The sequence below is a fragment of the Streptomyces sp. NPDC001222 genome, assembly GCF_042896945.1.
GTDB lineage: Bacteria > Actinomycetota > Actinomycetes > Streptomycetales > Streptomycetaceae > Streptomyces > Streptomyces gibsoniae.
In genome coordinates this window covers 123,219-135,456 of sequence record NZ_JBIAXT010000018.1, presented here as the reverse complement: position 1 = coordinate 135,456, position 12,238 = coordinate 123,219, and the positions used below count along the sequence as shown (strand labels likewise).

Genomic DNA, 12,238 nt, shown 5'->3' with positions numbered 1-12,238 from the left:
CGTCGGCTCCTCATCGAGCGTGATCGAGCAGTTGCCCGCATACTTATCAGACCACTCAGCCCGTACAACACCCTGCGGGGCCAAATTTTCGCGGTTTCGAGCCGTAGTGGTCCGACCACCTCCATGGTTAGACTGCGGCGCACGGCGACAGGAGGACTGGCGTGGAGGAGATCCCGAGCGCGGAGGCGGAGGCCGAGAGCGCGGCGAGCGCTCCGCAGAAGGGCACGGTGACGCAGCGGGCCATCGAGCGGATCAAGGCGATGATCGCCGACGGCGGGCTGGAGCCGGGCCAGCGGCTGCCCACGGAACGCGATCTGGCGGCCCGGCTGGGCATCTCGCGCAGCTCGATGCGGGAGGCGATCCGCGCGCTCACGGTCCTCGGCGTGCTGGAGGCGCGGCACGGCTCGGGCATCTATGTCACCCAGCTGGAGGCCGGCGACCTGCTGGAGACGTTCGGCGTGGTCGCGGACCTCTCGCGGGGACCGCGGCTGGTCGAACTGCTGGAGGTCCGGCGGATCCTTGAGTCGACGGCGACAGCGCTCGCGGCGGCCCGGATCACCGACGACCAACTCGCCGAGGTGGAGAAGCACTTGACGGCGATGAACGCGACGGACGACCCGGAGGAGATCCTCGCCCACGACCTCGCCTTCCACCGGGAGATCGCCGCCGCCGCGGGCAACGAGACGATGGCGGCCATGCTGGAGGGCCTGTCCTCCCGCACCTTCCGCGCCCGGGTCTGGCGCGGCTACCAGGAGGAGGGGGCCTTCGCCCGCACCCGCCGCGAACACGCGGCGATCCACCGCGCCCTGGTCGCCCACGACCCGGAGGCGGCCCGGGCCGCGGCGGCCGCGCATGTCGGCGAGGTGGAGGAGTGGCTGCGGAGCCAGCTCCGGCCCTAGGGTCTGAGGTCAGACCCGGACCGTGGGCGTGGAGCCGTCCCCTCGGGGAGGATCCTCCTGCGCCGGGGCCGCCCCTTGCCCGTCGGCCGCCGTGACGCGCACGCCACGCCGGGCACCCGTCGGCCGGCCGACCAGGGCCACCCCCGCCAGGGTCAGCAGACCGCCGGCGAGTTCGACGGGGTGCGGACGCTCGCCGAGCCACACGAAGGCGACGCCGAGGGCGACGGCCGGCACGAGATAGAGCGCGGCGGTCGCGGCCGTCACGGTGAGTCGGGCGACCGCATAGCCCCACAGGACGAACCCGGCGGCGGAGGGCAGCGCACCCAGATAGAGCGCGGCGAGGTCGGCTTCGACGGGTGCGTGGACCACGGCACGTACGGCGGCCGGGGCGAGCGGCAGCAGCAGCGCGGTACCCGCCCACATCGCGTACGCAGCGACCTCGAGCCCGGTGTAGACGCGCAGCAGCGGCTTGATGCCCAAGTGGTACAGCGCCTGGGCACCCGCGGCGGCCAGGACGATCCAGGCCGCGGCGGTGTAGCCGGTGTCGCCGCCGGCCACGGCGATCACGGCCGCCCCCGCCAGCGCGACACAGGACCCGGTGATCCTGGCCGCGGTGAGCCGCTCCCGCAGAAAGACGGCGGCGAGCAGCGCACTGATCGCCGGGGCGACGGCCACGATCAGGCTGGCGGTGCCTGCCGGAACGTGCAGCTCGCCCCAGTTCAACAGCAGCTGGTAGGCGCTCATGCCCGACGCGCCGACGAGGACGATGCGCGGCAGGTCCCCGCGGGCGGGGCGCCGCACCCGCATGAGGGGGGCGACCGCCAGCAGGGCAGCGGAGGCGACGGCCAGACGCAGCAGCGACAGCTCTGCGGGCCCGTAGCCGTGCAGGGCCACGCGGATGGCGGGGAAGGCGGAGGCCCACAGCAGCACGGTGGCGGCCAGGGCGAGCAGGGTTTTGTCGGGCTTCACTCTCCCGACTGTGCCGCCTAGAATGGATTAGGTCTATTTACTCTTTCTTCCGCTGACCAAAAGGTGAGCTTCTTGTTGGATGTGCGCAGACTGCGGGTGCTCGCCGAGTTCGCGGCGCACGGCACGGTCGCCGCGACCGCGCAGGCTCTGCACCTCACCGGCCCGGCGGTCTCGCAGCAACTGGCCGCCCTGGAGCGGGAGACCGGACTGCCGCTGCTGGAGAAGCAGGGCCGGACCCTGCGGCTGACCGGCGCCGGACAGCGCCTCGTCGACCATGCGCAGGTGGTGCTGGGCAATATCGCCGCCGCCGAGTCGGACCTCGCGGCGCTGCGCCGGGGCGAGCGCTCCCGGGTGCGGGTGGCCGCCTTCCCCTCGGCGGCGCGCACCCTGCTGCCCGGACTCTGGCCCGATCCGGGGGGCTCCGCGGACCCCGACGCCCCGCTCGTCCACCTCGTGGAGCACGAACCCGACCAGGCCGAGCGCGCGCTGGCCCGGCACGAGGTGGACATCGCGGTCACCCACTCCTACAGCCTGCTGCCCCGCCCGCTGCCCCCGGGCTGCGAGCGCCGCGAGCTGTTCGACGAGCCGGTGTATCTCGTGCTCCACCCGGCCGAGGCGGCCGACCGGGGACTGGCGCCCGGGGCCGCCGCCGACCTCGCCGCCTTCGCCGGCCTCGCCTGGCTGCTGCCCGGCCCCGACACCGCCTGTCACGAGATGGCCCAACGGGCCTGTGGGTCAGCCGGGTTCGTGCCCCGTCCGGTGGCGGTCGCCAGTGACTTCGCCGTGCTGTGCGCGCTGGTGGCCCGCCGCGCCGGGGTCGCCCTGGTGCCGCGTCTCGCGCTGCCCGATCCCGGGGCGCCCGGACTGAGCGTCCATCCGCTGCGGGTTCCGGTCCGGCGGAGCGTGCACGCCCTTCACCGGGCGGGGACGGGCGCGCACCCCGGCACCCGCCATGTCCTCGAACGCCTCGCCGCGCTCGCGCCCGGTCCCGGGTCCCAGGCGGCCTCGCCCGCAGGCACCACGGGCTGAGCCCGCAGTGCCCCCGGGCGCGCTCAGGCCCGCTTCAGCCGCAGGGTCGCCAGCTCGAACGGGCGCAGCCGCAGCGTGATCCGGTTCCCCTCGCGCTCGGGTGCGGGCTCCGCCCCGGCGATCGGCCGCTCCAGGAGGTCCGTCGCGGTCACGGCCGCCACGTCGAAGTCCGCCGTGAGCGTGGCGCGCGTACGGCCGCCACGGGACTCGTGGAAGCGTACGACGACGTCACCGCTGCCGTCGTCGGCCAGCTTGACCGCCGTCAGCACCACCGCGTCCTCCGCCACGCTCACCAGCGGCGCCACCGCGCGCCCGCCGCTCAGCCGCCGCTCCGGCAGGTTGATCCGCCAGCCCTCGCGGACCGCGTCCCCGATCGTCGCACCCGGCACCAGGGCGTGCCGAAAGCGGTGGACGCCCTGGTCGGTCTCCGGGTCCGGGAAGCGCGGGGCGCGCAGCAGGGATACCCGGACGGTGGTGGTCGTGCCGGAGTCCGTCTCCCGTACCGTGCGGGTCACATCGTGGCCGTAGGTCGAGTCGTTCACCACGGCCACCCCCCAGCCGGGCTCCTCCAGCTGCACGAAGCGGTGGTTGCACGCCTCGAACTTCGCGGCCTCCCACGAGGTGTTGGTGTGGGTCGGGCGGAAGAAGTGCCCGAACTGGGTCTCGGACGCATACCGTTCGGCGTGCACGTCCAGCGGGAACGCCAGCTTCAGGAGCTTCTCCGTCTCGTGCCAGTCCACCTCCGTGTCGATCTCCAGCCGCCGCTCCCCCGGCGCGAGCGACAGCACCTGGGTGACATGGGACGCGCCGAAGGACCGTAGGATCCGGACGGACCCGCCGTCCTCGCCGGGCCCGACCTCCTCGGCCTCCACCAGGTCGGTGACCGTGTTCCGGTAGAAGGCGTCCACGTCCCAGGCGTCCCACATGTTGGGGAAGTCGGGGTGGAGCTGGAGGAGGTTCGCGGCACGTCCCGGTGCGAGTGTCTCGCGGCCGGCCCCGATGTCGTACGCGGACACCACCAGCCCCCGGCCGTCGATCTCCACCCGCAGCAGCCCGTTGTCGAGGACGAAGCCGCCGTCCGGCCGTGGCTCGCGCGCCACCTCGCCCGCGGCGGCGGGGGCGCCCGCACCGCCCGCGGGGATCCCGGAACGGGCGTGCGGCGCCGCGTTGAACGTCAGCGGCACCGTCCCCTCGCCCGCCAGCACCCGCTGCGCCGCCTCGATGATCCCGGTCAGCTCCGCGGCGATCCGCTCGTACGTGGCCCGCGCCTCCCGGTGCACCCAGGCGATCGACGAGCCCGGCAGGATGTCGTGGAACTGGTGGAGCAGGACCGTCTTCCAGATGCGGTCCAGTTCCTCGTACGGGTAGGGGAACCCGGTGCGTACGGCGGCCGTGGCGGCCCAGAGCTCGGCCTCCCGCAGCAGATGCTCGCTGCGCCGGTTGCCCTGCTTGGTCTTCGCCTGGCTGGTCAGCGTGGCACGGTGCAGCTCCAGATACAGCTCCCCCACCCAGACCGGCGGGTGGGCGTACTCCGCCTCGGCCCGGGTGAAGAACTTCTCCGGCGTCTCCCACACCACCCGCGCGGAGCCCTCCAGGTCGCGCAGCCGCGCCGCCTTCGCCACCATCTCCCGTGTCGTGCCGCCGCCCCCGTCGCCCCAGCCGGTCGGCGCGAGCGAGTGCCGGGCCGCCCCCTTGTCCTTGAAGTTCCGTGCCGCGTGGGCGATCTCGCTGCCCTTCATGGAGCAGTTGTAGGTGTCGACCGGCGGGAAGTGGGTGAAGATCCGGGTCCCGTCGATGCCCTCCCAGAGGAAGGTGTGGTGCGGGAACGTGTTGGTCCGGCTCCAGGAGATCTTCTGCGTCAGCAGCCACTTGGAGCCCGCCGCCTTGATGATCTGCGGCAGCCCGGCCGCGAAGCCGAAGGTGTCGGGCAGCCATGCCTCGTCGTTCTCGATCCCGAACTCGTCGAGGAAGAACCGCTTGCCGTGCACGAACTGACGGGCCATCGCCTCGGAGCCCGGCATGTTGGTGTCGGACTCCACCCACATGCCGCCCGCCGGTACGAAGCGGCCCTCCGCCACGGCCTTCTTCACCCGCGCCCACACCTCGGGCCGGTGCTCCTTCACCCAGGCCCACTGCTGGGCCTGCGACATGGCGAAGACGAACTCCGGCTCGTCCTCGATGAGCGCGGTCATGTTGGACGTCGTACGGGCCACCTTGCGCACCGTCTCGCGCAGCGGCCACAGCCACGCCGAGTCGATGTGCGCGTGGCCGACGGCGCTGATGCGGTGCGCGGAGGGTGCGGCGGGCGCGGCCAGCACACCGGCCAGCCGGGCCCGGGCCGCTTCGGCCGAACCGCCGACGTCCTGGAGGTCGACCGCGTCCAGCGCCCGTTCCACCGCGCGCAGGATGTCCCACCGCCGTGCCGAGTCCACCGGCAGCTCCGCCATCAGCTCGCCGAGCACCTCCAGGTCCAGGACGAGCTGCCACACGGTCTCGTCGAAGACGGCGAGGTCCATGCGCTCCAGCCGGTACTGGGGCTCGCCGCCCGCGGTCTCCTTGTCGCCGAGCTGTGTGGGCAGGAAGGGGTGGTAGCCCAGGACGACGGGGTTGGACGCCGCCTCGATCCGCAGATCCACCTCCTCGCCGCCCTCGGCCGGGGAGCCGATCCGCACCCACTGGTTGCGCGGGTTGAGGCCCTTCACCGGGGTGCCGTCGGGCCGGTAGACAAGACCCTCGCACTGGAATCCGGGCATGTTCTCGTCGAAGCCGAGGTCCAGCAGCGCCTCTACGGTCTTCCCGGCCCAGGCCTCGGGGACCCTCCCGGTCACCCGGAACCAGCTGGTGCCCCACGGGGCACCCCAGCGCGCGCCCACCGCGATCGGCTCGGCCGGGGCGGCCAGGCCCTCGGCGACCGGCACGGGCTCGCCGGGCGCGTGCCACACCGCCACCGTCAGCGGTACGGACTCGGGATACACGGCGGGGCGGATGCGCTCGTCGAGGACGCGCCTCAGACGGCCTTCGACCAGGGTGCGGTCGTCATGCATGGGGTGCTCCGTGGGGTGAGGGGTGCGGGGTGCCGGTGTCACCGGCCGTGGGTGGGGCTACCAGCGATGGGTGGTCGTGGCGGGCGTCGAGACGTTGTAGAGCTCCCCGACCGCGCGCAGTTCGAACCGTGCGACGCTCTCGTTCTGCTCCGGGGCGAGCCCGCCGGCGCAGTAGGCGCGCTGGCAGGTGCCGCCGAGGAAGCGGCGCGTGCCGTCGGGCAGGACGCGGTTGCAGCTCGTAGTGGCGGAGGGCGGATGTGTCCGCCCGGTGGACCGCGCCGGGGGCGGGCTGCCAGGCGAAGCGCAGGTTTCCGCCGTCGGCGTCGGTGAGGGGGCGCCGACCTCCTGGAGCCAGACCGGACGCTGCGGGTCGTCCGCCCAGGCCTTGGACAGTTCGACGAGGTACGCGGCGTGGTGCTCGGTGGCGGTGCCGGTGCGGCCGTGGCGCTGGGCGGTGCCGTTGAACACCCAGGAGTGCCCGGCGGTGAGGTCCCCGAGGCGGGCGGAGTGCTCGGGGGTGAAGGGCTGGTCGTCCTGGTACCAGGCGGCGTCGCAGGACGCGTGCAGATGCAGCTTTCCGGGCGCGCCCTCGGCGCACGCGGCGAGCAGCCGGGTGAGCCACCGTCCGGCCTGCTCCGGGGTGACGCGGTCCGGGTCGGGGTGCGGGCCGGCGGCGAACTGGTTGACCTCGTTGCCGACGGTCATGCCGATGAAGTTCGGCCGGTCGGCGAGCGCGGCGGCCAGCGTCCGCAGATAGGCGGCCTCCGCCTCGACCACGTCCGGGTCGGTGAAGATGTCGCGCCGGTGCCAGGTCCGGGTCCAGGCGGGCAGGAAGTCGAAGCTCGACAGATGCCCCTGGAGTCCGTCCACGTTGACGTCGAGTCCCCGTTCGGCCGCCGCGTCGGCGAGCGCGACGAGCTGTTCGACGGCGCGGGGGCGGATCAGGGTGCGGGGGGCGTGACAGTCGGGACGGACGGTTCCGCCACCCGCCTCACCACGGCGGGACCACCTGGCGGAACCGTCTCCTGCTGACCTCAGCCCTGCCACTCCACCTTGAAGACCCACACGTACCGACCCGCCTTCCGGGCCGCCTCCGGTACGTCGATCACCAGAGAGCCGTTGCGCGTGGTCCAGGTCAGCGGTCGGTCGTGGCCGAGCAGGGTCACCTTGTCACCGCTGCGGATCGGCACCGGCGCCTCCACGGTCAGCGTGCTGCCCGGTGCTGTCAGCGAGTGGACGTAGAACGCCTTGTTCTGCCGCACCGTGAAGCGCAGGTCCTCGCCGAGCTGCGCCATCCGGGACCAGTACGTCGTGTCGTAGATCGCCTCGCCGTTGGTCTTCAGCCAGCGGCCGGTCTCGAGCAGCCGGGTCTGCATGATCTCCGGGATGGTGCCGTCGGCGCGCGGTCCGATGTCGAGGAGGAAGTTGCCGTTCTTCGAGACGATGTCGACGAGGCTGCGCACGACCTCCTCGGCCGTCATGTAACGGTCGTCCGGGGTCGCCTTGTTGTAGCCGTAGCTGAAGGGGTCGAGGCCGCGGCTGGCCTCCCACTTGGCGACGACCGTGCTCGCGTAGGTCGTGTACTCGGGTGTCGTGAAGTCGTGGAAGGCGATGCCCGAGCGGTCGTTGACGGCCACCTCGTACGGCTTCGGCCGGTTCTTGCCGTGGTTGAAGAACTCGGCGAGGACGTCGCGGCTGTCGTTGGCACCGCCGATGTCGCACCACAGGACGGCCGGGTCGTAGCCGTGGATCAGCTCCAGCATCTGCGGGGCCTGATAGTCCCTCACATAGTCCTTGCCCGCGGTGTATCCCGTGTACGGCAGGGGCTCCAGGGTGTACGGGTTGCGCGGGGCGTGGCCCATCCAGGGGCTGTCGGGGTTGAACCACTCCGGCATCGAGAAGTACAGCCCGCGGTGCAGTTCGGGCGTGTACTTCTCGGACGCGTCGAAGAGCTCACGGATCAGATCGCGCCGCGGGCCCATCTTCACGGCGTTGCGGTCGGAGACCTTCGTGTCCCACAGGGCGAAGCCCTCGTGGTGCTTCGACGTCAGCACGTGATACTGCGCGCCCGCGTCCCGGAACAGCTCCACCCAGGCCCGTGGATCGAACTTCTCCGCCGTGAACATGGGGATGAAGTCGTCGTAGGCGAAGTCCTCGCCGTAGGTCTGCGCGTGGTACGCGTACACCGCGTTGTCCGCGCTCTGCATGTGGTTCCAGTACCACTCGGCGTACTGCTTGCCGACCGGCGACCAGGCGGGCACGGAGTAGACACCCCAGTGGATGAAGACGCCGAACTTGGCGCGGTGGAACCAGTACGGCGCCTGGTGATGGGCGAGCGACGCGTCGGTGGGCCGGTAGTCGGGCACGCCGAGGGTCAGCTCGCGCGTGGCGGAGGTGACCTGCTGTCCCCGGCCCCGGACGGTCACCGTGCCGCTCTGCGCCGTGCCGGGTGTGGTGCCGGGGCGGCTGCGGATGCCGATGCGGACCCGGGCCTGCTCGCCGGGGTCGAGGCGGTCGATCCGGGCGGGTTCGACCGTGCGGGCGCCGGACACGTCGACACCCACGGACACGTGGTCGTCGGCGAGGACGGGGAGGGTGCCCGCGTTGACCACGGTGGCCTCGACGCTCTGGGCGCCACCGGCCTCCAGGAGCGAGCAGGTCGAGTGTGCGTCGCGCAGTGCCAACGCCCGTCCCTGGGCGGCCGGTTGCAGGGAGAGCGCGAAGACGTGCAGCGACGCCTTGCCGGCCTCGGCGGGGTTGGTGACCGGGAGCGTCAGTGCGACCGCCTCGCGTCGGGGGTCGATCCAGACCTCGGCCGTGCCGATGCCGACGGGGTGCTCGTCCTTGCTGCCGTCCGGTGTGTACCGGTACGGGGCCGAGAGCGAGCCCCCGGCGGAGTACCAGTCGGAGCCGCCCAGCCCGGCGGTCGTGGCCGAGCCGTCCGCGTAGTGCACGGTGGCCTGGCCGGAGGCGTTGCCGTAGCTGCAGGCGGTCAGGAACAGAGCCGACAGATAACGGCCCGCGGGCAGGTCGATACGCTGGCCGAGGGCCACGACGTTGTTGCTCGCGCCCGCGGCCGACGGTCCGAGGACGAAGGGGATGCCGTCCACGTCCACGCGTCCGGTGGGGAGTTCCTCGCCCGGGAAGGTGTAGCCGGAGCCGTCGAAGTCGCCGCCGCGGGCGGAGGCGGTGTCGATGCCGTCGTTGTCGAAGTGGGCGTCGAGGGGGACGAGGACGGGGGTGGGGACCGGCACCCACTGGGGGCGGGGGGCGGCCGAGTCGGCGGACCCCGCGGCGGAACCGGCGGCCGCCGCGGCGGGCGGAGCGGAGAGGGGAAGGGTGGCGCCGGCAGCGACGACCGCGGCGGCACCGAGGACCTGACGTCTTGGATACGTACCCATGAGCGCCTCCAATTCATCGGAGGTCTGATGATTTATCCAGCCCTCATGGCTGTCAATGGGGCTCGCACCAACGGGATTTGAGCCAGTGGTCGGATGACCTCTCGCCACTGCGCCGGTGAAGTGGCGACACGGCACTCTCAGGCTCTCGACGCGGTGCCGCCCCTCAGGGCACAGTGCTCCTCGTACTCGTCAGTACGCCCACCTCCACCATGCCGAGGACCGACAGGGAGCGCCCGTGAGCAGCTGGGCCGGCCGGACCGCCGCCGAGATCGCCACCGCCGTACGCGAGAAGCGGGCCACGCCGCGCGAGGTCGTCGCGGAGCACCTCGCGCGGATCGAGCGGCTCGACGGCCGTATCGGCGCCTTCCGCCGACTGCGTGCGGACGCCGCGCTCGCCGAGGCCGAGGCGCTCGCGGACCGTCCGAATCTGGCCGAACTCCCGCTGGCCGGTGTGCCGGTGGCCGTCAAGGACAATCTGGCGGTGCGCGGCGAGTCCACCCGAAACGGCTCGGCGGCGACACCGGACACGCCCGCCGAGCACGACCATGTCACCGTGGCCCGGCTGCGCGCGGCGGGAGCGGTCGTGGTGGGTCTGACGAACGTGCCGGAACTGTGCGTGTTCGGCACCACGGAGGGGGTGCACGGGACGGCCCGCAATCCGTGGGACATCGCCCGTACGGCGGGCGGCTCCTCGGGCGGCAGCGCGGCGGCGGTGGCCGCCGGCATGGTACCGATCGCGCTCGGCAACGACGGGATGGGCTCGTTGCGCATCCCGGCGGCCAACTGCGGCCTCGTCACCCTCAAACCGGGCCACGGCACCGTCCCGGCCGGCATCGGCAACGGCGACTGGTTCGGGATGGCCGAGAACGGCCCGCTCGCGACGACGGTCGAGGACGCCCGGCTGATGTTCGACGTCCTCGCGGACCGGCACACGACGGCCGGGATGCCCGAACCGCGGTCGGCGACACGGGGCATCGCCCTCTCGCTGCGCAGCCCGCTGCCCGGTGTGACCGTGAGCCGGCCCTACGCGGACGCGGCCCGTGCGGCGGCCGACCTGCTCACACGGGCGGGCCACGACGTGCGTCCGGCCGAACCGCCCTACCCCTGGTGGCTGGGCACGGCGTCACTCGCCCACTGGACGGCGGGTACGGCGGTGGACGCCGCGGGCCTCGACCCGCGACGGCTCACCCGGCGCACCCGGGTCCACGCGGCGGTGGGCCGCCGTTTTGTGCAGGGCGTACGCACGGGGGACCGCCGTGAGCAGTTGCGGCGTCGCCTGGAGCCGTTCTTCGCCGAACACGACGTCCTGCTCACTCCCGCGCTCGCGCGCCGCGGCCCGGCCGCCGCTCCCTGGCACCGCCGCGGCTGGCTGCGCAATCTGCTGGCGAACACCAACTACTCCCCCATGACCCCGCCGTGGAACCTCACCGGATGGCCGGCCATGTCGGTCCCCTTCGGCGCGCTCCCGAACGGCGCTCCCTGCGCGGTCCAGTTGGTCGGCCGGCCGGGTTCGGAGACGGCTCTGCTGGAGGTGGCGGGTCAGCTGGAGGCACTGCGGCCCTGGCAGCGTACGGCGCCCCTGGACTGAGACGATGACCCGGGTACGCCGCGGGCGCACGCCGGACAGCGGGATGCGACCCCGGGCGAGCGGGCCCGCCGTCCGTGAAGGACGTTCGCCGGTATTCCCTGCGCCTAGGCGTTCGGCCTCGCGCGGCTGATGTCGCCGAGCGCCGACTCCGGGTCGCGTTCGATGGCGAGGTCGCCCAGGGAGATGATCCCGATCGGATGCCCGCCCTCGACCACCGGTATGCGGCGGACGTGGTACTCGCGCATCAGATGGACAGCGCGGCGGACGTCCTCGTCGGGCGCGATGGTGACGAGGTCCTCGCTGCATGCCTGGGCCACCGTGGTCTCGCCGGGATCGGCGCCCTCCGCGAGCGCGCGCACCACGAGATCGCGGTCGCTGACCAGCCCGCGCAGCTCGTCGCCCTCGGTGACGAGGACGGCGCCGATGTTCTGGTCACGCATCATCTGGGCGACTCTGCCGACCGAGGTCCGCGGTTCCACCGTCACGGGCTCCGCGGTCATGATGTCGCGTACGTGCCGGGCCATCGTCGGTCCCTTCTCCGGGGCAGCGGTGCCGTTCACCGCCGCTTCAGGCGCCGAGTACCCGGCGAACCGGACGCTGCACACGTTCCGGACGTTTCTCCGTCCTCCCCTCCTCACCAGGCCGCACGCACCGAACCGCCGAGGTGTCGGACGCTCGCTCCAGGGGACCCGGAAGGACCTGGCCGACATGCGTCCGGAGGAATGGACATGCGAACAGTGACCTGGCAGGGCCGACGGGAGGTCCGCGTCGAGACGCGCGTCATGTCCACCGGGATCTGCGGTTCCGACCACGCCATGCCGCTCGAGGACGCCCCCAAGGCCTACGCGATGTTCCAGGACGGGATGGTCAAGACCCTCCTGGAGCCCTGAGGAGCCCGTTGTCCGATCCGACCAGACGGAGTTGGAACACCCATGCCCACGAAATTGTCGGCCGACGACCTGCGGGAGATCACCGCCCGGCTCGCCGAGGAGGCGGACCTCCTGCGCGAGGAGTTGTCCGCGACCGAGTCGAAGATGCCCAGCCTCCACGCCGACTGCGATCTCGACGCGGCCGACGTGGGTGCCAAGGTGATCGCGCTGGAGGCCCTGCGCGCGGACGCGGATCGCGCCCGGAACCTGTTGGACCGGGTCCTCGCCACCCTGCCGAGGGTGGGCACCCCTGGCTACGGGCAGTGCACGGTGTGCGGCGACATCATCAGCCGGGACCGCCTCCTGGCGGTGCCGCACACAGAGGTGTGCATCGACTGCGCCCGGGCGGGCTCCGGGGACTGAGGCCCCGGCCGCTCCG

General features: G+C 72.6%; 10 protein-coding genes. 5 read left to right on the top strand and 5 right to left on the bottom strand.

Annotated elements, in window-relative coordinates; all coding sequences use genetic code 11:
* Window positions 1–161: 161 nt before the first annotated feature.
* Window positions 162–899, top strand: coding sequence for a FadR/GntR family transcriptional regulator (locus ACFY2Z_RS23890; RefSeq protein WP_390746121.1), 738 nt, complete (start codon window positions 162–164; stop codon window positions 897–899).
* A 9-nt stretch (window positions 900–908) separates the two neighbouring features.
* Here ACFY2Z_RS23890 and ACFY2Z_RS23885 read toward each other — a convergent pair whose 3' ends face one another.
* Window positions 909–1,868 carry a DMT family transporter gene (locus ACFY2Z_RS23885; RefSeq protein WP_390746120.1) on the bottom strand — a complete coding sequence of 320 codons (960 nt, stop codon included), beginning with the start codon at window positions 1,866–1,868 and terminating at the stop codon, window positions 909–911.
* Between the two features lie 81 nt (window positions 1,869–1,949).
* On the opposite strand from ACFY2Z_RS23885, the gene ACFY2Z_RS23880 reads away from it, so the two are divergent.
* The gene (locus tag ACFY2Z_RS23880) at window positions 1,950–2,897 is read left to right on the top strand and encodes a LysR family transcriptional regulator (RefSeq protein WP_390746155.1); all 948 of its coding nucleotides are present in this window, start codon (window positions 1,950–1,952) and stop codon (window positions 2,895–2,897) included.
* Window positions 2,898–2,920: 23 nt separating this feature from the next.
* Here ACFY2Z_RS23880 and ACFY2Z_RS23875 read toward each other — a convergent pair whose 3' ends face one another.
* The 3 genes from ACFY2Z_RS23875 to ACFY2Z_RS23865 are packed head-to-tail and all read right to left on the bottom strand — an operon-like array spanning window position 2,921 to window position 9,342.
* A complete protein-coding gene (locus ACFY2Z_RS23875; RefSeq protein WP_390746119.1) occupies window positions 2,921–5,941 on the bottom strand; it encodes an alpha-mannosidase in 3,021 nt (1,006 codons plus the stop codon).
* Window positions 5,942–5,998: 57 nt separating this feature from the next.
* Window positions 5,999–6,988 carry a hypothetical protein gene (locus ACFY2Z_RS23870; protein ID WP_390746118.1) on the bottom strand — a complete coding sequence of 330 codons (990 nt, stop codon included), beginning with the start codon at window positions 6,986–6,988 and terminating at the stop codon, window positions 5,999–6,001.
* Window positions 6,976–9,342, bottom strand: coding sequence for an alpha-L-fucosidase (locus ACFY2Z_RS23865; protein WP_390746117.1), 2,367 nt, complete (start codon window positions 9,340–9,342; stop codon window positions 6,976–6,978). Before ACFY2Z_RS23865 ends, ACFY2Z_RS23870 begins: the two co-directional genes overlap by 13 nt.
* Before the next feature lie 235 nt (window positions 9,343–9,577).
* Between ACFY2Z_RS23865 and ACFY2Z_RS23860 the strand changes: the two genes are divergently transcribed.
* Window positions 9,578–10,930 carry an amidase gene (locus ACFY2Z_RS23860; protein WP_390746116.1) on the top strand — a complete coding sequence of 451 codons (1,353 nt, stop codon included), beginning with the start codon at window positions 9,578–9,580 and terminating at the stop codon, window positions 10,928–10,930.
* Window positions 10,931–11,034: 104 nt separating this feature from the next.
* On the opposite strand, the gene ACFY2Z_RS23855 is transcribed toward ACFY2Z_RS23860, so the two are convergent.
* Complete coding sequence (locus ACFY2Z_RS23855) at window positions 11,035–11,454, bottom strand: CBS domain-containing protein (protein WP_390746154.1); 420 nt, start codon at window positions 11,452–11,454, stop codon at window positions 11,035–11,037.
* Between the two features lie 204 nt (window positions 11,455–11,658).
* Here ACFY2Z_RS23855 and ACFY2Z_RS23850 point away from each other — a divergent pair, with 204 nt between their 5' ends.
* Window positions 11,659–11,820 (top strand): hypothetical protein, encoded by a 162-nt coding sequence (locus ACFY2Z_RS23850; protein WP_390746115.1) that lies wholly within the window; start codon window positions 11,659–11,661, stop codon window positions 11,818–11,820.
* A 42-nt stretch (window positions 11,821–11,862) separates the two neighbouring features.
* A complete protein-coding gene (locus ACFY2Z_RS23845; RefSeq protein WP_390746114.1) occupies window positions 11,863–12,222 on the top strand; it encodes a TraR/DksA family transcriptional regulator in 360 nt (119 codons plus the stop codon).
* The last annotated feature ends 16 nt before the right edge of the window (window positions 12,223–12,238 follow it).

Bases quoted from the DNA above. Each gene is read 5' to 3' on its own strand.
- ACFY2Z_RS23855 (WP_390746154.1), bottom strand. From the start codon at position 11,454: ATGGCCCGGCACGTACGCGACATCATGACCGCGGAGCCCGTGACGGTG.
- ACFY2Z_RS23845 (WP_390746114.1), top strand. From the start codon at position 11,863: ATGCCCACGAAATTGTCGGCCGACGACCTGCGGGAGATCACCGCCCGG.
- ACFY2Z_RS23850 (WP_390746115.1), top strand. From the start codon at position 11,659: ATGCGAACAGTGACCTGGCAGGGCCGACGGGAGGTCCGCGTCGAGACG.
- ACFY2Z_RS23875 (WP_390746119.1), bottom strand. From the start codon at position 5,941: ATGCATGACGACCGCACCCTGGTCGAAGGCCGTCTGAGGCGCGTCCTC.
- ACFY2Z_RS23865 (WP_390746117.1), bottom strand. From the start codon at position 9,342: ATGGGTACGTATCCAAGACGTCAGGTCCTCGGTGCCGCCGCGGTCGTC.